The sequence below is a fragment of the Streptomyces sp. NPDC058812 genome (assembly GCF_042744565.1).
GTDB classification, from domain to species: domain Bacteria; phylum Actinomycetota; class Actinomycetes; order Streptomycetales; family Streptomycetaceae; genus Streptomyces; species Streptomyces thinghirensis.
Map to the genome: position 1 here is coordinate 194332 of NZ_JBHYOB010000007.1, position 18044 is coordinate 212375.

The following is an 18044-nucleotide window of genomic DNA, read 5'->3' on the forward strand; positions in this document are numbered from 1 at the left end:
TGAGTCAGGTGAGAAACGTCTTGAGTTCGTGTACGAGCTTCTTGATGTGTCCGGAGATCACCGGGGTGCCGAGGTCCTTGAACCGCTCCCGGAACCACGGGTTGACGCTGCCGCGACCGGAGCTGGTCACCGAGCCGACCGGGATGAACTTCGCGCCCGACCGGTGAATGGCGGCCATGCTGTCGAACAGCTCCTGGTGGCGCCACTCGTAGAAGTCGGAGATCCACACCACGACGGTGTTGCGCGGCTCGGAGATCTTCGGCTGGGCGAGCGCCATGGCGACCGTGCCGTCGGTGCCGCCACCGAGCTTGGTGCGCAGCAGCGTCTCGAAGGGGTCGTGCGCCCACGGAGTGAGGTCCAACGCCTGCGTGTCGTACGCGATCAGGTGGACGTCCACCTTCGGCAGCCCGGCGAATATGGAGGCCAGGATGGTGCAGTTGACCATCGAGTCGACCATGGAACCCGACTGGTCCACGACCACGACGAGCCGCTGGGGTGTCGTCTTGCGGCTGGTGTGCCGGTAGTAGAGGCGGTCGACGTAGAGCCGTTCCTCCTCCGGGCTCCAGTTGGTGAGGTTCTTCCAGATGGTCCGGTCGATGTCGAGGTTGCGGAAGACGCGCTTGGGCGGCACCGACCGGTCGAGCTCGCCGACCGTGGACTTCTCCACCTGGGTGCGCAGCACTTCGGTGACCTCGTCGACGTAACGGCGGATGAGCGCCTTGGCGTTGGCCAGGGCCACACCGGAGAGGTTGTTCTTGTCCCGCAGCAACTGCTCGATCAGGGACATGCTCGGCGTCAGCCGGGAGGCCAGGGCGGGGTCGGCCAGTACCTCGCGCAGCTGCATGCGCTTGACGAGACCGGCCTCGATGGAGCCCAGCTCCGGCCCGATCGCGGGGATGAGGCGGCTGAGGTCGGGCGTGTGCCCGCCGCCCCCGGTGCCGGTCGGGCTGACGCCGCCACCGGCCCCCGCCGGCTTCGTGCCGCTCCCTTGCCCGCCCCGCCCGCCGCGCAGCTCGCCGGGCCGGCAGCCGAGGGCCCGCTCGAGCCACTCGGCGTCGGACTGCCAGCGCGCCAGCTGCTCGGCGGTGACGTTGCCGGGGCGGGAGGCGAAGACGTTCAGCAGCACCTTCGAGGCGAGTGCCGCGCGCCGCACCTCGGCGGCCCGGTCCCGTGCGCCGTCCTCCTCGGGCTCGGGCGTCATCAACCCGTCGAACTCGGCGGCCAGTTCCGGATGCCGCTGCGCGACGGAGCCGACGGACGCGTCGGGGTCGAGGAGTGCGGGAGGCAGGCCGATGTCCTCGACGACGGCGAGGCTCGCCGACTCCAGGGCGGCCTGCTCCTCGGGGTCGAACAGCCGGGCCAGCAGCCGCCAGTAGAGGACCTGCCGCCGGTTGTCGTGCGGGTCGGGTGCGGGGACGTCCCCGCTGGTGGGCCAGGTCATTTCCGCAGCAGCTTCCCGGCGCGTTCGCGCAGCACCGTGACGGCGTCGGTGGCGGCCTTCTCGGCCCGGACCCCGGCCTTGTCGGTCGTCCCCCCGGCCCAGGCCCCGGCATGCACGGCGACGGTCTTCTTCCGCACGGTCCGTTCGACGGCGAGCGGCTGGAGCAGGAACTCCCCACCATCCCAGCGCAGCAGCCCGAGGCAAGCGGTGGACGAGGCGAAGACCTCCGGGGTGAGCGGCCCGGCGGCCGGCACACGGTCGGCGTCGACGCCCAGACGGCACCCGGCGACCTCCAGCACGACTCCGTCGGCCCCGTCCGCCACGCCGTACCCCTCCACCAGGACGGGCACCGCGATCCGGGCCGGATGGCGGTCCAGCGGCGACACGTCGAACGGGGCGGCGGTGGGCAGGGCCACCCGGGCGGTGACGAAGGGATCGGCGGGCTCACCGACACGAGCACGCGCGTCGTCCCACACCAGATCACCCTCGGCGGTGACCGGCATGGCGTCGAGGTCCATGGAGCGCCCCTCGCTCACGGCGGCGAGCAGGGACATGTGCGGACGCAGGAGCTGCCACAGACCGGCCCCGACGACCGTGTCGGGCTTCGGCGCGGACACCGAGGCCCGCACCAGCCGCGACGTACCGCCGTCCGCGGGCTCGAACACCGCGTGCACCTGCGCCTGTACGGCGGTGGCGTGCTCCTGGACGTCGACACCGAGCGGCAGCAGCCGCCCGGTCACCTCCCCCATGGCGGGCGCGGAGGCAGCCCCGGGCAGCGTCAGCAACAGGGCACGCGCCCACAGATCGGCCCAGCGACGCACCGGCACCTGCGCCAGCGTCGCCCCGGGACAGCAGGCGGCAAGCTCGGCGGCGAACCCGTCGAGCAGCGTGGCCGGCCGGCGCAGCGCCGGGTCGGGCAGCATCGCGGAGACGACGGGCGCGGCCCCGCCGACGAGTTCGTGATCGATGCCCTGCCACCCGGCCCGCGCCAGATCGCACAGCCAACTGCGCGCGGCGACCAGCAGGTTCACCGCATGCTCCTCGCCGGCCACCGAGCCGGCGGAGGCATCGACCACTCCCGGCCGATCGACAGCCTCTGCCACCCTGACGATCAGCGCGTCGTGCACAGACCCGAGCAGAGCGGTACGGGCGGCGGCGAGGGCGACGAAGTGCCCCTCGTCGCCGGCCCCGGCGGCCGTCTTGTCGGCGGCCTCGGCGACCCGCGTGGCCAGCGGCGTCCCGGCGACGGCGTCGGCGATCCCGGCCAGTCCCCCGGCCTGCCCGGGCCGCGGACGGAGCAACCCGCCCACGAGAGCCTCGTCGAAACCGTCCACGGCCGCGAGGGCCTCGTCGAGCCCGTCGACGTCGTCGGAGAGCAGATCGACACGCATCAGGCAGCCACCGCCCCGGTCGTCGGGAAGCCGGCCGTCGGGAACCACTGCATCTCGGGCAGCGGGCCAGTGGTGGCCGGAAGTTCGAGATAGGCAAGGTGCCGCAGGAACCGGCTGAACACCTGGGCCGCCGCGGAAGTGTCGTCCGCCCCGGGCCGAGTGGACGTCATGGCGGAGGTGAGCGAGTGCGCGTCGGATTCCCCGTCGCCGACCTCGATCTTCAGGCAGCGGCCCACGCGCTCGGCCCCGTACTGGAGCACGGCCTCGCCGACAAGCGCGCGTATGTGGTTGCAGAACGAGCCGCGCGCCCCGCCGCAGGGACGATTGTTGTTGGTGCTGCACGCGTACGCGTACGAGCCCGCCGCGACCGAGGACACGTACACGCGCCCGATGTCCGACCCACTGGACACCACACCCTGCAACCGCCCGTCGGCCAGCTCGACGAACGGCACCTTGGCAAGCTTCCGCGGCCGCGCGGCCGGCACCACCCGCGCCGTGCTCGACTTCTCCCAGACGGACAACGCACCATCTCCCATGCATGCGAAAGGGGATGTTCACGCCACCTCGGCGGAACGAGACCGAATCTATCGGCGGCCACTGACAACGCCCCCGGACGCCGGCCGCGACCTTGACGTCGGTCCGGAACCGGTCGCCACTTGTGCAGTGGACGTTGGGCGGCTGTCCATGTCCGTGTCAGCGGTGAGCGGAGAGGATGGCGCGTGTTCGTCCCCGGTCTTCGATCCAGGCGGTGCAGATGAAGAAGAGACTGTGCGGTGCGGGTGCCGTCCTCGGCGTCCTGGTCACGGTGGGCGCACTGCCGGCACAGGCATCGTCCCCGGCGCCACCACCGAAACCGCACACCCTGCCCCTGGGCCCCTCGAACCTGCCCGAGACCCGCACCACCACGACCCTCCAGCCGGGCGTCACCCTCACCCGCATCGTGCGCGGGAACGCCGACGACCCGGCACTCCACTGGACGGTCGAGGTCTCCATCCCCGGCGGCGACACGTCGCCGGACCCCGACGCGCCGCCCACCGCCCTCAAGGACAGGGCGAGCGCCGACGAACTGGCCGCCGAGCTGGAACGGGACGGCTTCCAGGCCCGGGTGGAACAGGTGACGACGCCGAAGGTGGCCGACTACGCGGGCGGCACCCTCGGCTGGCGAGTCCGCATCGGAGCGTACGACTCACAGGCTGCCGCGACGTCCGAACGCGCACGCCTGAGAGCGGCCGGTCACACCGGATCCGCCGTGTACACCGGCTGGGACGGCGACGCCACGGACCGCGGCCCATGGCACGTCGACGTGCTCACCATCGACCCGCGCGGATTCCGCGGCAGCCTCGACGCGTCGTACGGCCCGGACCTGGAGAACCGCGAGACGACCAGCGAACTGTCGGCGTCGGCCGACGCGACCGCCGCGGTGAACGCCGGCTTCTTCGTCCTCGACCCCAAGGCGGGCGCACCGGGCGACCCGGCAGGCGTGGGCGTGTACGACGGACGCCTGCTCAGCGAACCGGTGGCCGGACGTCCCGGCCTGGTGATCCACGACAACGGCCGGCGAACGCAGGTCACGCGTCTCATCTGGCGAGGCCGGGTCACCGGTCGCGATTCCACCCTCCACCTGAACGGCGTCAACCGAGTCCCGGGCCTGATCCGGAACTGCGGCGGCACCAAGGGCGACGCGCCCACCTCGCGGCCCCTGCACGACGTCACCTGCACCAACCCCGACGACCTGGTCACCTTCACACCGGACTACGGCCGGCACACGCCCCAGGGCGAGGGCCTGGAGGCCGTACTGGACGCTCACGACCGGGTCGTGGAGCTTCGCTCACCACGAGGCGGAACGCTCCCGCCGGGCGGCAGCTCCATCCAGGCAACCGGTGGCCGCGTCGCCGACCTGGCCGCCCTCGCACACGTGGGCCACCGCCTCCGCGTCAGCACAACCCTGTTCGACGAACGCGGCCACCGTGTCTCACCCTCCCCCCGGACCGACATCCTCAACGCCGGCCCCGAATTGGTCCGCGACGGCAGGCTCCACATCACCCCCGCCACCGACGGCATGGTCCACCCCGGCGACCCGAGCTGGTACTACGGCTGGGTCCACAAGCGCAACCCACGCACGCTGGCCGGAGTCGACGCCGCCGGCCGCACCGTCCTCGTCACCGCCGACGGCCGCAGCACGAACTCCCTCGGGCTCAGCATCGGAGAGAGCGCCGGGGTCGCCAAGTCACTGGGCCTGCGCGACGCGGTCAACCTCGACGGCGGCGGCTCGACGACGATGGTCGCGAACGGCGACGTGATCAACGACCCCTCGGACGCGGCAGGCGAACGCGCCATCGGAGACGCCCTGTTGGTGCTGCCCCGCAGCCACGGCACTGACTCCTAGCTTCCGCAGAAGACCCCCCGCACCACAGCGCGACGAACAGCAGCCCACCCCAGGGAGCCGCCGTGTTCGCGAACGTGCCAACCGCCCCGTCCCCCCTCAGAGCCAGGGTCCTCCTGGTCCTGGCCGTCCTCCTGGCCACCCTCACGCCGACCGCCCCGGCCCTGGCCGCGGGGCAGCCGGACATCGCCCGCCCCGGCGCCGAAGTCGTCGCCGTCACCCAGGTCGCGGACCGCCTAGTCGACCTATCGGTCCGGTCGCGGGCCCTGGGCGGACGCACGGTCAACGTCCGCCTCCTCACCCCGGACGGCTGGAACCCGCACGACCGACGCCACCGACAGCACTGGCCCACCCTCTGGCTGCTGCACGGCTGCTGCGGTGACTACACCTCGTGGACCGCGATGACCGACGTCGCGGAGACCGACAGCCTGCGCGACGTCATGGTCGTCATGCCGGAGGCCGGCCGGAACGGCTGGTACAGCGACTGGTGGAACCACGGCGGGGGCGGCGACCCCGCGTGGGAGACCTTCCACACGGTCGAGCTGCGCCGCCTCCTGGAACGCGACTGGGGCGCCGGCCGCGACCGCGCGGTGGCCGGCCTGTCGATGGGCGGCCAGGGCGCCCTCCTCTACGCCGCCCGCCACCCCGGCATGTTCAAGGCCACGGCCTCCTACTCCGGCTCGGCCCACCCCCTCCTCGACGACGAGTCGGTGACCCGCATCATGGGCTTCTTCGCCGGCCAGCACAACGACCCCCTCCGCGTCTGGGGCGACCCGGTCGCACAACGCCGGATCTGGCAGGCCCGCGACCCCTTCCACCTCGCCAAACGGCTCAGGCCGATCCCGGTGTACCTGTCCTGCGGTGACGGGACGACGGGGCCGCTGGATGCGCCGGGGAGCGTGAGCGCGCTGGAGGCGGACTTCAACCGGCAGAACCATGCCCTGGCGGCGGAGCTGCGGCGGGTGGGGGCGAGGCATGTGACCACCAATTTCTACGGGCCGGGGGCCCATGGGTGGGCGTACTGGGAGCGGGAGCTGCATGCTTCGCTGCCGATGTTGCTGGGAGCGTTGGGGGTCGAGCGTTGAGGCAGGCTCCCGGACGCGAAACTTCACTGCCGCCATGGCCACCAGGGGTCGCCGTCAGTGCCACAAGGTAACCTCAAAATCATCGTCAACGCGGCCCGACGGGCTTCCGCTCCACTTCGGTGGAGTCTCGAAGGACATGCCCCCACCCGCACGAGTCATTTCGTGCTGCCTGGGGGAAGTCCTTGCTGTTCCGCGCGTCCGCGAAAACGGTCGCCGTCATGGCGTTCGACGGTTCGCTGTTCCTGCACCTCACTGACCAGTTCGTCCACATGCATGGCTACCGCCCCGGGACTCCGGAGGTGCGCTCGTGGGAGCGCAGCATTCCCGTCCTGGCCGCCGCGCTCAACGACGCGGGTCTGGGCGACGTGGAGGTCATGCTGGAGTACGCGCTCCCGCTGAACAGCAAGCGGGCCGACGTCGTGCTCGCAGGAGTGCATCCCTCCACCGGGGAGCCGTCGTACGTCGTGGTGGAACTGAAGCAGTGGAGCGAGGTCCTGCCCGACGAGGACGACCCCACACTGTGCCACGTCGCCCCCTATGCCCATCCTGTCCTCAACCCCATCGAACAGGTGCGCCGCTACTGCGACTACCTGGTCAACTTCAACGGAGCGGTGGCCGAACACGGACACCGGGTCAGCGGAGTGGCGTTCCTGCACAACGCCACGGAGTTCGACGTGGCCGGTCTTCGGGAGATCGAGCGTGACGGTCGCGGACTTCTGTTCACGGGGCAGCGCCGCGGCGAGTTCCTCGACCATCTTCGTTCGAAGCTCAGTGACAGGCATTCCGGCGCCCGAGCTGCGGACGAACTGCTGTCGGGTGCCACGGTGCCGTCGAAGCAGCTCATGTCCGTGGCAGCCGAGGAGGTGCGCGAACGTCAACAGTTCGTGCTCCTCGACGAGCAGCAGGTCGCCTACCGGGCGGTGCTCAACGCGGTGGAGCAGGCCAAGCGCGCCGACCGCAAGGAGGTGGTCGTCGTCACCGGCGGGCCTGGCACCGGCAAGAGCGTGATCGCTCTCCAACTGCTCGGCGAGTTGTACCGGCGTGGGATGCCGGCCCTGCACGCCACCGGCTCCCAGTCGTTCACCAAGACGATGCGGAAGGTCGCCGGCTCGCGCAAGCGGGAGGTACAGGACCTGTTCAAGTATTTCAACAGCTTCATGACCGCCGAGAAGAACAGCTTGGACGTGCTGATCTGCGACGAGGCGCACCGCATCCGTGAGACATCGGCGAACCGCTACACGCGTGCCCAGCACCGGACCGGCAAGGCTCAGATCGACGAACTCATCGACGTCGCCCATGTGCCCGTCTTCCTCCTCGACGAGCACCAAGTGGTTCGTCCGGGCGAGATGGGCACCGTGGCTGACATCAAGGCGGCAGCGGCCAACAGGGGCATCCCCTGCCATGTCGTCCCACTGGAGAGTCAGTTCCGCTGCGGCGGTAGCGACGCCTATCTTCGTTGGGTCGTCCGTCTCCTCGGCCTCGAACCCGGCGGCCCCGTCGTGTGGGAACCCGACGACCGCATGCAACTGCTGGTCGCCGACAGCCCGCAGGAGATGGAAGCGCTCCTCGAGTCCCGCCGGGCACAGGGCTACGGTGCCCGCATGTCCGCCGGCTACTGCTGGCGCTGGTCGCCGGAGCCCAAGCCCGGCCACCCACTCCCGCTGGACGTCGTCATCGGTGACTGGGCCCGCCCCTGGAACCTACGCGGCGACCGCTCCGTCTCGGGCGCACCCCCCGCCGCCCTGTGGGCCACCGACCCGGCCGGCTTCGCTCAGGTCGGCTGCGTCTACACCGCCCAGGGCTTCGAGTACGACTGGTCCGGCGTCATCATCGGGCCCGACCTCCTCTGGCGCGGCGACCGCTGGATCACGGACCGAGCGGCCTCCAAGGACCCGGTCTTCAAGAAGTCCACGCCGGACGCCGACGTGGACCGCCTGATCCGCAATACCTACAAGGTGCTGCTGACACGAGGCATGGTCGGCACGATCGTCTGGTCCACGGACCCCGAGACGCGGGCGAAGCTGCGCCAACTCGCGGGAGGCTCGACGCGGGAGCCGGCTTCGTTCGTCTGAACGGGCCAGTTTCCGCTCGTGATTTCCGGGCCGAGCCGGTGCCTGTCTAAGATCCCCGGTACCGGTTGCGGCCCGACGGGCTTCCTGCATGGACACGCCCCCACCCGCACGAGTCACTCGTGCTCTGGGGGATCCTCCTCGTGTCCATGCTCCTGCTGCGATTAGCGGCACGGGACCTGCTAGCTCTGAACACACGGCGCCGCCTGGTGCCCCACCTCGCGGCCCGCTGGGTGCACTTCCAGCGAGGCGAGTCCTCTGACGGCGAGCGCTCGGCGTGGGCGCGCAGTCTCGTCTCGCTGGCGGAAGACCTGGTCGCTGCCGAACGTGGCAACGTCGAGATGATCGTCGAGTGTTCGCCCACCGTGGACGCTTCGGAAGGGGCGACGAAGAAGCACGGTCAGATCGATGTGGTCCTCGTGGGCAGGCATCCCGCGGAAGGCACCCTCTCCGTGCAGCTCGTCGAGCTGAAGCAATGGTCGTCGGTGACGAGGGTGGAGGCCGCGACGGCCGACCTCGTGTACGTACCGGGGATCGAGGATCCCGTCAGCCACCCTGCTCTTCAGCTCGGTGAGTACCACGCGCTGTTCACCGGGCCCACCGGCCCGCTGAACGGCTTGCAGTTCGAATGTGGCGGATTCGCCTACCTGCACAACGCCACGGACGAATCCGTCCGGCCACTGCTCGGTGTCGATGCACCCACGGGGCCTTACGCCCGCACGTACACGATCGACAGCCGGGCCAGGCTCCTCGAGGACCTGCAGCGCCACTTCACCGACGAGGACGAGTATTCGGCGGCCGAGTACATCCTGCACCGGATGAACCTCCGGAACACACCGCTGCTCGACGCCATGGTCAAGTCGAACGGTGAGGACACGGTCTTCACGCTGAGGGGCCGGCAGAAGAAGGTCGCCGACGACGTACTCGAAGCTTCGGAACTGATTTTGGGCGCCCCGGGCCGGGAGGCGCTCGTTCCCCGTCCGCAGCGTGCGGTCTTCCTGGTCACAGGGGGAGCCGGCACCGGGAAGAGCGCTATCGGGCTTCAGCTGCGAGCCGATCTCGAAGCCGCCGGCCGAACGGTGAAGTACGCGAGCGGATCGAGGGCCTTCAACGCCGCGATCAAGGAGAACGTCGGATACACCGAATCCGAGTTCCGGGAGCGCTTCGCGTACTTCAGCAGCTTCGTGAACCCGCCCGAGCCACCGTTGGACGTGCTGATCTGCGACGAGGCACACCGGCTCCGGGACATGTCCAAGAACTGGCGCCTTCCCGCGGAGAAGCAGGGCACCAAGCCACAGGTGGACGAACTCCTCGAGGCGTCTCGCCTGACCGTGTTCTTCCTCGACGCGGCCCAAACCGTGCGCCCGTACGAGGTGGGCACAGCGGAGCTCATCGAGGACGCCGCGCGACGCCATGATGCCGTCTTCCGTCACTACCGGCTGGTGGAGCAGTACCGGTGCGGAGGCAGTGACGCGTACATCCGCTGGGCCCGTGCACTGCTCGGTGTGTCACCGCAGGAGGCCTACGAGTGGGTCCCGGACGGACTCATGCACATCGAGGTCGTCGATACCCCCGACGAGATGGAGCGCATCGTCCACACCGAGTTCGAGGCTGGTGCGACCGCCCGGATGGTCGCGGGATACTGCTGGCCCTGGAGTAAACCGGACAAGGGCAAGAACCTCGAGAACGACGTGCGCATCGGTGACTGGCACCGCCCGTGGAACGCGTCGAGTGACTCCTTCTGCGCCAACGGCGAGCCGCCGTCGAGGATCTGGCCCGTGCACGACGCCGGTATCGGGCAGATCGGCTGTGTCTACACGGCGCAAGGGCTCGAGTGGGACTGGTGCGGGGTGATCATGGGCGATGACATGGTCTGGCGCAACGACCGCTGGGTGTTCCAGCGCGGTAAGCAGCGCAAGGATGCGGACGCCGGGGTGAACCGGGTGACGAAACCAGGATCGCTCGATCCGAAGGTGCGCACGAGCACGCTCGACGACGACGACTTCGCCCGCTGCGTCCGCCACGCCTATCACGTGCTTCTGACCAGGGCGAGCCGGGCGACCGTGCTCTACTCCACCGACGAGGAGACCCGGCAGCACATCAGGGGACTGGTCGGGGAGACCGATGTGCACGGGCTCAGGCCGACCCAGGAATCCATCCCGCCCGAGCTGAGGATCCTCAGAGATGGCGGGGGCTCGCGGAGCCGCCGAGCGCGGCGGGCATGGAACAAGGCCAAGCGGAAGAACGAGATGATGTTGTTCTGAGCTTTCGGGCCGAGTGGAGTGGCGGGCCCCCAGGAGCCCGCCACGCTCCTGCTTCAGAAGAGCAGGTGCACTGCCGACATCATGGCGGCGACCAACAGGTTGGCAACCACATTGATGGCGACGTTCGCCAGGATCTTGCGGAACCGGGCGTAACGCGCAGGCTGGTACTCGACAGGGTCCATGGGTGACCACTCCTTGGCGGTGAGCAGGAATGGTGGGGGGACGGCCCACCGGGCATCCGCTCACACACCGCACGCATGCGCACGGCGATTCACCATCACTGCTCACATGCCTCCGATGGGCACATGAACTCCGCACTCGTACCCCTCCCGGGAGGATGCGCAGCACAAGCCACCCTACTTCACGCACAGTTGCGCGGTCGTTGGAGTAAGGAACCACCCGCCCTGCCCAAGCCGCGAGCACATTGGCAGCGAAGTGGGGGCGAGCCTGTTTCCGGTCAGCGCTGGTTCCGGGATCGCGTCCGCACTGCCTACATGGCCGATTGGGAAAGCGGCCTGGTCACAAGGCGCACTCGGCCCAAACCGTCCTGCCGGTGGGCGAGTACGGCTCAGTGCCCCAACGGTCGGCGAGGGTGTTGACGATGAGTAGACCGTGGCCCGACTCGGTGTGCAGGCGGTATGACGAAGTCCGTCACGGGGCCGGGAGCGGAGCGCAGGGAGCCAGCACCTGACCGAGTACGGGGAGCCACCGTACGGAGGGGGCATGACGGGGTCAGACTCGGTTGCGGCAACGCTTTCGGAGCTCGGAGATGACGGCCTTCTCGCGCGCGTTGACGGTGCCGTCCACCGTGGCCACCCGGTCGGCCGCGTCGAGGATGTCGCTCAGATCGCCCGGCTCGGCGTCGATACGCTGCCACACCTCGGCGGGGTCGATGTCGACAACGTGAGCGAGCTCTTCGTCGACCACCTGATGCTGCTCCCGGACCAGCCTCACCAGGTGGCGCATCAACAGCGTCTCATCGTCAGCGATCTTGCTGTTCGCCCTGATGACGAGCCATGCGACCCACAGCATCAACTGCGGGTGCTGGCTCCGTTTGCTCAGGTTCTCGGCGACCTCGATCACCCGCGCCTCGTTCCGGAAGACGGCCTGCGCGTGCCGTCCCGCGAGCTGCGTGGTGTAGCGGTTCAGCACCACCGCAAGGGGAACGCCGACGAGGGGGATGCCGATCTTGATGACGTTGCGCTGCAGGAGGAACTTGCCGACGACGGGGAGCCCTTTCGCGGCGGTCAGCGTTGCTCTGGAGTAGAAGCGCTTGATCACGGGCCGCACTACGGCCGGGACCGCCTTGACCACGCCTCCCCGGACGGCTTCCCCGCTCTTGATCGTGAAGGCCACGCGAATGAGCTTCCACATGTCATCGGGGTCGGACAGGTCGAGCGGCACCCCGTAGAGAACCGAGATGTCGTAGGCCAGGCGGAGCTGGAGCCGGGTGATGAACGCGACATCGACCATCAGGGTCGCGACGGCGGCCGGGACAGTCGCCGGCGAGGCACCACCGAGGCTGCCGATGGTGGCGGCGACCGCCGCCGTGTAGGCCCCGGCAGAGAGTCCGCCTTCGAGCGCCGCGTACCGAGCCGCCATCTTGATCCGCTGATCGACGATGCCGTCCGCGGGGACGCCCGCATACCGGTCCTGGAAGTACTGCCAGTCGACCTTGGCGGTGTAGGAGCTCATGGCCTGAGCACTGAGCTTGGTGAACCAGTTGCCCGACTTGATGTCGTCCGCGCTCAGCCCTTTGACGAACTCCCGTATCTCGGCCTGTTCCTGCTCGACAACCTTGCGGTCGGCGTCGTCATGGCCACCGGTGTCGTCTGCGTCAATCGGATTCTCGGTCATGGCAAGTTCCCCCCAGAAACTTGAACGTCCAGCCAGGTCGCCGCGTTCGGGCAAGCCTGCTGGCGCCTCAACACGGTGATTCAGTAACCAGCACGTATGTGGCCGGAAGTCCCGTGAGCTGCACAACTCTAGCGCGACATTGTGGGGCGCTGGTGCCGTTGAGCTGTCCTCCGTCGTGATCCTTCATTCCGGCACCACCGAGCGATCCTTCATCCCGGCACCACGGAAAATCGCGAAGGCTCAGTGCTGCTGCGAGGTGGGTGGGGTGTAGGAGTTCATCTTCGGCCTGAGAGAGGCCAGGGCACTGATCGGGCGGGGCCCTGTTAATGCGTAAGATGTGCAAGTGCGCACGAGTGACTACAGCATCAGGACCGCAGCCCCCGTCGACCTCGCCCCCGCCCGAGCCGTCATGCTCGACACCGTCTACCGCGACTTCGGCACGGGCTACGTCCCGCGCTGGCACGGTGACATCGTCGACCCGGGCGCCGCGTACCTGACCCCCGAGCGGCACACCCTCCTCGTCGCCGTCGACGCGGCCGGCGAGGTCGTCGCCACCGGTGCTCTCGACTCCCGTGGTCCCGCGCACCCCCCGAATCCTCGCCACGTCGCCGAGCGCTACCCCTCCGGCGTGACCGCGCAGCTGCGTCGGGTGTACGTCCGGCCCGAGCACCGTCGGCGTGGGCTGGCGCGGCGGCTTGTCGACGAGCTGCTCGCCTTCGCCGCCGCCGACGGCGGGTACCGGGCCGTGTACCTGCACACCGACCCGGCCGTCACCGGTGCCGAGCCGTTCTGGCGGTCCCTTGCGAAGGTCGTGCACGACGAGCGGGAGGATGCGGGGGGCGGGCAGGGGATCGTGCACTTCGACGTGCCGATGGTGTGAGGGGGGCGGGCAGTCGATGGAAATGATTGTCATGTAGTCTCCGCCTCGTTGCGCCTTCGCCCGCCCCGCTCGCCCGCCCCGCCCCGATCGATCCGAGGACCATGCGCTCCCACCGCCGCCCCCGGCTGCTCGCCCCCCTCCTGCTCATCCCGCTGATATCCAGCTGCTTCGCCTCCGGAGGCGGTGACGGCTCCGGCCCCGGTGGGGAGGGCGGCGGTGACGGCTCCCGTCTCCGCGTAGCCCTCGCCTTCCCGCCCGCCGAGGGACTCTCGCCGTACGGCGCCGACGCCACCCTCCTCAGCCGCCTCGCCGTCACCGAGGGCCTCACCGCGCTCGACGCCAACGGCAGTGCCGCCCCCGCGCTCGCCGAGTCCTGGCGCCGGGACGGGGAGAAGACCTGGGAGTTCACCCTCCGCGACGCCACCTTCCAGGACGGCGGCGAGGTCACGCCGGCCGCCGTCGCCGACTCGCTCACCCACGCCACCGACGCCAAACCCGCGCCCGCCGCCCTGGCAGGCGTCACCCTCACCGCCGAGGCCCAGGGCGAACGGGTCGTCCGGATCACCACCGCCGAGCCCGACCCCGTACTGCCGCTGCGGCTGTCCAGTCCCAGCCTCGCCGTGCTGTCGGCCGGGGCCTACGGCAAGAGCGGCCGCGTCGACCCCGTCGGCACCGCCACCGGCCCCTTCGAGCTGACCAAGGTCAACGGCGCCACCTCCGCCTCCCTCGACCGGTTCGACGACTACTGGGGCGGCCGCGCCCAGGCCTCCGGTATCGACGCCCGCTTCATCGCCGACGGCACCGCGCGCGCCAACGCGCTGCGGACCGGCGAGCTCGACATCGCCGAGGCGATCCCGGTGGCCCAGGCGGCGACCCTCGACGAGAAGACGCGGCGCGACACCGCCACCACCCGGACCACCAGCCTGCTCCTCAACGCCTCGTCCGGGGCCTTCAAGGACGCCGGGCTGCGGGCCGCCGCCCGTACCGCCGTCGACACCTCCGTGTTCGCCAAGGACGTGTACGAGGGGTACGCCGACCCGGGTGCGGGGGTCTACGGGCCCGCCGTGACCTGGGCCGAGGGGAAGCGGACCGAACCCGTCGGACGCGCGGCGGCCAAGCAGGCCGACGGTGACACCATCACCCTCGCCACCTACGACAACCGGCCCGAGCTGCCCGAGGTCGCCCAGGTGGTCAAGCAGCAGCTGGAGAAGGCCGGGTTCAAGGTGAAGCTCACCGTCCGCGAGTACTCGCGGTTGGAGGGGGACGCCCTGGCGGGGAAGTTCGACGCGTTCGTGCTGGCCCGGAACACCCTCGTCGACACCGGTGACCCCGTCGCCGTCCTCGCCAGCGACTACACCTGCGACGGCGGTTACAACATCGCCCAGCTCTGCGACAAGGACGTCGACGCGGCCGTCGCCAAGGCCGAGCAGACCGCCGACACCGCGAAGCGGCAGGACGCCGCCATGGCCGCCGAGGCCCGCATCCTCGGCAGCGACGCCGTCGTGCCGCTCGTGCACCAGCGGATCATCACCGGCGTCGGCAGCTCCGTACAGGGCGTGGTCCTCGACCCGTACGAGCGCACCCTCGTCGGCACCGGCACACGGCGCTGAACCGTGCGGCAGCAGGTGGCCACCGTCGTGTGGCGGGTCGTCCTCGCGGCGGGGCTGGTGTGCGGGATCGGGCTGCTGCCGTGGCTGACGCGGACCGATCCGGCCCACACCGTGCTCAAGGCGCGGTCGGCCGAGCGTGAACCCACCCCCGAGGTGCTCGCCGACATCCGTGCGCAGCTCGGGCTCGACGACGGGCCGCTGCACCTGCTCGGGCAGTGGCTCGGCGGGCTCCTGCGCGGTGATGCCGGGCGGTCGTGGATCTCCGGGAGCGACGTCCTGCCCGACGTGCTCCAGGCGCTCGGGGCCTCCCTGCTGCTCATGGCCGTCGCGCTCCTCGTCGCCGCCCTCACCGCCGGGCTCATCTGCGCCCGCACGCTCAAGCTCGGCGCCCGGCGGCGACTCGGTGGGCGGCGGCGTGGCGGCACCGCCTCCGCCGTGATCGCCTCACTGCCCGAGTTCCTCGTCGCCTCCGTGCTCGCCACCGTCGTCGGGGTGCAGCTGGGATGGCTGCCCGCGCTGGGGTGGTACGGGCCCCAGTGGACCGTACTGCCCGCGCTCGCCCTCGGGCTGCCCGCCGGAGCCGTGCTCGGGCGGCTGCTCGACGATCTGCTGCCCGGCGCGTTCGGCGAGCCGTGGGCGCTGGCCGCGGCGGCGCGTGGGCTGACCGGGCGGTCCATCGCCCGCCAGGCCGTACGGCGCTGCGTGCCCGCGCTGCTGCCCAACCTCGGGTTGTTCGTCGTGGGCCTCACCGGCGGGGCCGTCGCCGTCGAGCAGGTCTTCGACATCCCCGGGCTCGGCCGCACCACCCTCCAGGCCGCCCTCGCCCAGGACCTGCCCGTCCTCCAGGCCGGCACCCTCGTCCTTGTCCTCCTCGCCGCGCTCGCGACCGGTGCCACCCGCGTCGCCGCCCGCCTGCTCACCGGACCCGCCCTGCGCGACGGCTCCCTCTCCTCCCTGCACCGGCCCGCCCCGCCCGCCGGCGGACCGCTGCCCCTGCTTTACGGCGTCGTCCTGCTCGCCGTCATCGGATTCGGCCTGGCGCGCGACCCGCTCGCCCTCGACACGGGGGAGCGGCTGCGGGCGCCCTCCCCCGATCATCCCTTCGGCACCGACGCCCTCGGCCGGGACCTCCTCGCCCGCGTCGGCCACGGGGCTCTGGACACGCTGCTCCTCGCCTCCGCCATCACCGCCGCCGCGCTGCTCGCGGGCGTACTCCTCGGTCTTGTACCCCGGGTGTCGGCACCGCTCGTGGACACCGTCAACGCCGTACCGCCGGTGCTGGCCGCTCTGCTCGTCACCGCCGTCGCGGGAAGCGGAACGGCCACGCCCGCCCTCGCCGTGGCCGCCGTCGCGTGGGCGCCGCTCGCCGCGCACACCTCCTCGCTGCTGCGGCAGGAACGCGCCACCCTGCACATCACCGCCACCCGGGGGCTGGGCGCCGGACGGTGGTACCTGCTGTGCCGCGAACTGCTGCCCGCCGTCCTGCCCCCCGTCGTCCGGCACGCTCTGCTGCGGCTGCCCGGTGTCGCCCTCGCGCTCGCCTCCCTCGGCTTCCTCGGCCTGGGTGCCCAGCCGCCGTCCCCCGAGTGGGGCCTGCTCCTCGCCGAGAACCAGCCCTACGCCGAGCGCGCCCCCTGGGCCGTCCTCGCCCCCGCCGCCGTCCTCGCCCTGCTCGGCGCGCTGGCCGTCACCGCCGCGGGCGGGCTGCGGCGGCCCCGGCGGCGGCCTCGGCGTACGTCCCCGGTCGTCAGCCCAGCGGCCGTCGAAGAGAAGGAACTGGCCGGCGCCCGATGACCGCACCGTCCATCGGCCGGCTCGTGAGGGCTCCCGGCCGCGGGGCCCCGCTCTCCCCACTGCTCCGGCTGCTCATCGTCACCCAACTCGCCTTCAACATCGGCTTCTTCGCGGTCCTGCCCTTCCTCTCCGAGCATCTGGGGCAGGGCATCGGCATGGCGGGGTGGCTGGTCGGCTTCGTGCTGGGGCTGCGGACCTTCAGCCAGCAGGGGCTGTTCGTGGTCGGCGGGGCGCTGGCCGACCGGTACGGCATCCGGCCGGTCGTACTCGCCGGATGCGTGCTGCGGATCGCCGGGTTCGGGTGGCTCGGGTTCGCCGAGCGGACCTGGGCCGTTGTCGCTGCCGTGCTGCTGATCGGGTTCGCCGCCGCGCTCTTCTCGCCGGCCGTCGAGTCCGAGGTCGCCAGACAGGCCGTCGTCTGGGAGGAGGAGGGTGGAGGGGACCGGACCCGGGTGCTCGCGCTGTTCACCGTCGCCGGACAGGCGGGGGCTTTCGTCGGGCCGCTGCTGGGGGCTCTGCTGCTCGCCGTCGACTTCCGCACGGCGTGCCTGGCCGGCGCCGGCGTCTTCGTGCTCGTCCTCGCCGGACACGCGTGGCTGCTGCCGCAGCGCATTGCCGGGCGGGCGCGGGTCCGGGTCAAGGGCGGGGCGCGGCTGCTGCTGCGCAACCGGCGCTTCCTCGCGCTGTGCTGCGCGTACGGCGCCTATCTGCTCGCCTACAACCAGCTCTACCTCGCGCTGCCCGCCGAGGTGGAGCGCGCCGCCGGTTCGCAGGCGCCGCTGGCCTGGCTGTTCGCGCTGTCCTCGCTGCTGGTGGTGACCGCGCAGTTGCCGGTGACCCGGTGGGCGGGGGAGCGGCTGCCCCCGCGCCGGTCGATGGTGGTCGGGCTGGTGCTGATCGCGGCCGGGTTCGCCGTCGTGGCGGTGGCGCGGCCCGCCGGGTGGACGGGCACCGGTGGGCTCGTGCCCGCCGCCGGGTTCGTCGTGCTGCTCACCCTCGGGCAGATGCTCGTCGCGCCCGTCGCCCGTGCCTGGGTTCCGGACCTCGCCGAGGACGGACGGCTCGGGCTGTACACCGGGGCGTTGTCCTCGGTCTCCGGGCTCATCGTGCTGGCCGGCAGTTCCGCGACCGGACTGCTGCTGGACAGCGGGCTGCCGGTCGCCGTGCCGTGGCTGGTCCTGGCCGCCGTACCGCTGGCGGCGGTGGGGGTGCTGCCTCGGCGTCACTGAGCCGCCCGGGCACCTTCGACCGGCCCTGGCCTGCCGCCAGC

The 18044-nt window shown here is 71.0% G+C and carries 13 protein-coding genes; 8 read left to right on the top strand and 5 right to left on the bottom strand.

All coding sequences use genetic code 11. The features are described from left to right. Positions 1 to 4 precede the first annotated feature (4 nt). The 3 genes from ACFW48_RS16615 to ACFW48_RS16625 are packed head-to-tail and all read right to left on the bottom strand — an operon-like array spanning position 5 to position 3353. The gene (locus tag ACFW48_RS16615) at positions 5 to 1441 is read right to left on the bottom strand and encodes a VWA domain-containing protein (protein WP_386315239.1); all 1437 of its coding nucleotides are present in this window, start codon (positions 1439 to 1441) and stop codon (positions 5 to 7) included. Continuing rightward, entirely contained in the window at positions 1438 to 2832 is a 1395-nt protein-coding gene (locus tag ACFW48_RS16620; protein WP_386315241.1) for a hypothetical protein, read from the bottom strand. Before ACFW48_RS16620 ends, ACFW48_RS16615 begins: the two co-directional genes overlap by 4 nt. Continuing rightward, a complete protein-coding gene (locus ACFW48_RS16625) occupies positions 2832 to 3353 on the bottom strand; it encodes a hypothetical protein (protein ID WP_386315243.1) in 522 nt (173 codons plus the stop codon). Before ACFW48_RS16625 ends, ACFW48_RS16620 begins: the two co-directional genes overlap by 1 nt. A 233-nt stretch (positions 3354 to 3586) precedes the next feature. Between ACFW48_RS16625 and ACFW48_RS16630 the strand changes: the two genes are divergently transcribed. The 4 genes from ACFW48_RS16630 (at position 3587) to ACFW48_RS16645 (ending at position 10633) form a co-directional block, all read left to right on the top strand. Further along, positions 3587 to 5218 carry a phosphodiester glycosidase family protein gene (locus ACFW48_RS16630; RefSeq protein ID WP_386315245.1) on the top strand — a complete coding sequence of 544 codons (1632 nt, stop codon included), beginning with the start codon at positions 3587 to 3589 and terminating at the stop codon, positions 5216 to 5218. A gap of 62 nt (positions 5219 to 5280) precedes the next feature. Beyond that, the gene (locus ACFW48_RS16635; RefSeq protein WP_386315247.1) at positions 5281 to 6300 is read left to right on the top strand and encodes an alpha/beta hydrolase; all 1020 of its coding nucleotides are present in this window, start codon (positions 5281 to 5283) and stop codon (positions 6298 to 6300) included. Positions 6301 to 6482: 182 nt separating this feature from the next. Then, entirely contained in the window at positions 6483 to 8372 is a 1890-nt protein-coding gene (locus tag ACFW48_RS16640) for a DNA/RNA helicase domain-containing protein (protein WP_386315249.1), read from the top strand. 119 nt (positions 8373 to 8491) lie between these two features. Beyond that, complete coding sequence (locus ACFW48_RS16645) at positions 8492 to 10633, top strand: DUF2075 domain-containing protein (RefSeq protein WP_386315251.1); 2142 nt, start codon at positions 8492 to 8494, stop codon at positions 10631 to 10633. Between the two features lie 53 nt (positions 10634 to 10686). Here ACFW48_RS16645 and ACFW48_RS16650 read toward each other — a convergent pair whose 3' ends face one another. Together ACFW48_RS16650 and ACFW48_RS16655 are read right to left on the bottom strand one after the other, a co-directional pair. After that, on the bottom strand, positions 10687 to 10815 hold the full coding sequence (locus ACFW48_RS16650) for a DUF6408 family protein (RefSeq protein ID WP_386315253.1): 129 nt from the start codon (positions 10813 to 10815) through the stop codon (positions 10687 to 10689). 550 nt (positions 10816 to 11365) lie between these two features. Then, a complete protein-coding gene (locus ACFW48_RS16655) occupies positions 11366 to 12490 on the bottom strand; it encodes a hypothetical protein (RefSeq protein ID WP_386315255.1) in 1125 nt (374 codons plus the stop codon). Between the two features lie 343 nt (positions 12491 to 12833). On the opposite strand from ACFW48_RS16655, the gene ACFW48_RS16660 reads away from it, so the two are divergent. The 4 genes from ACFW48_RS16660 (at position 12834) to ACFW48_RS16675 (ending at position 18003) form a co-directional block, all read left to right on the top strand. Then, complete coding sequence (locus ACFW48_RS16660; RefSeq protein ID WP_386315256.1) at positions 12834 to 13370, top strand: GNAT family N-acetyltransferase; 537 nt, start codon at positions 12834 to 12836, stop codon at positions 13368 to 13370. Positions 13371 to 13471: 101 nt separating this feature from the next. Beyond that, a complete protein-coding gene (locus ACFW48_RS16665; protein ID WP_386315258.1) occupies positions 13472 to 14980 on the top strand; it encodes an ABC transporter substrate-binding protein in 1509 nt (502 codons plus the stop codon). 3 nt (positions 14981 to 14983) lie between these two features. Next, on the top strand, positions 14984 to 16774 hold the full coding sequence (locus ACFW48_RS16670) for an ABC transporter permease subunit (protein ID WP_386315260.1): 1791 nt from the start codon (positions 14984 to 14986) through the stop codon (positions 16772 to 16774). Further along, positions 16771 to 18003: an MDR family MFS transporter gene (locus ACFW48_RS16675; protein WP_386315262.1), complete on the top strand. Its 1233-nt coding sequence runs from the start codon at positions 16771 to 16773 to the stop codon at positions 18001 to 18003. Before ACFW48_RS16670 ends, ACFW48_RS16675 begins: the two co-directional genes overlap by 4 nt. Positions 18004 to 18044: the final 41 nt, after the last annotated feature.

Bases quoted from the DNA above. Each gene is read 5' to 3' on its own strand.
- ACFW48_RS16650 (WP_386315253.1), bottom strand. From the start codon at position 10,815: ATGGACCCTGTCGAGTACCAGCCTGCGCGTTACGCCCGGTTCCGCAAG.
- ACFW48_RS16620 (WP_386315241.1), bottom strand. From the start codon at position 2,832: ATGCGTGTCGATCTGCTCTCCGACGACGTCGACGGGCTCGACGAGGCC.
- ACFW48_RS16630 (WP_386315245.1), top strand. From the start codon at position 3,587: ATGAAGAAGAGACTGTGCGGTGCGGGTGCCGTCCTCGGCGTCCTGGTC.
- ACFW48_RS16655 (WP_386315255.1), bottom strand. From the start codon at position 12,490: ATGACCGAGAATCCGATTGACGCAGACGACACCGGTGGCCATGACGAC.
- ACFW48_RS16665 (WP_386315258.1), top strand. From the start codon at position 13,472: ATGCGCTCCCACCGCCGCCCCCGGCTGCTCGCCCCCCTCCTGCTCATC.
- ACFW48_RS16675 (WP_386315262.1), top strand. From the start codon at position 16,771: ATGACCGCACCGTCCATCGGCCGGCTCGTGAGGGCTCCCGGCCGCGGG.
- ACFW48_RS16615 (WP_386315239.1), bottom strand. From the start codon at position 1,441: ATGACCTGGCCCACCAGCGGGGACGTCCCCGCACCCGACCCGCACGAC.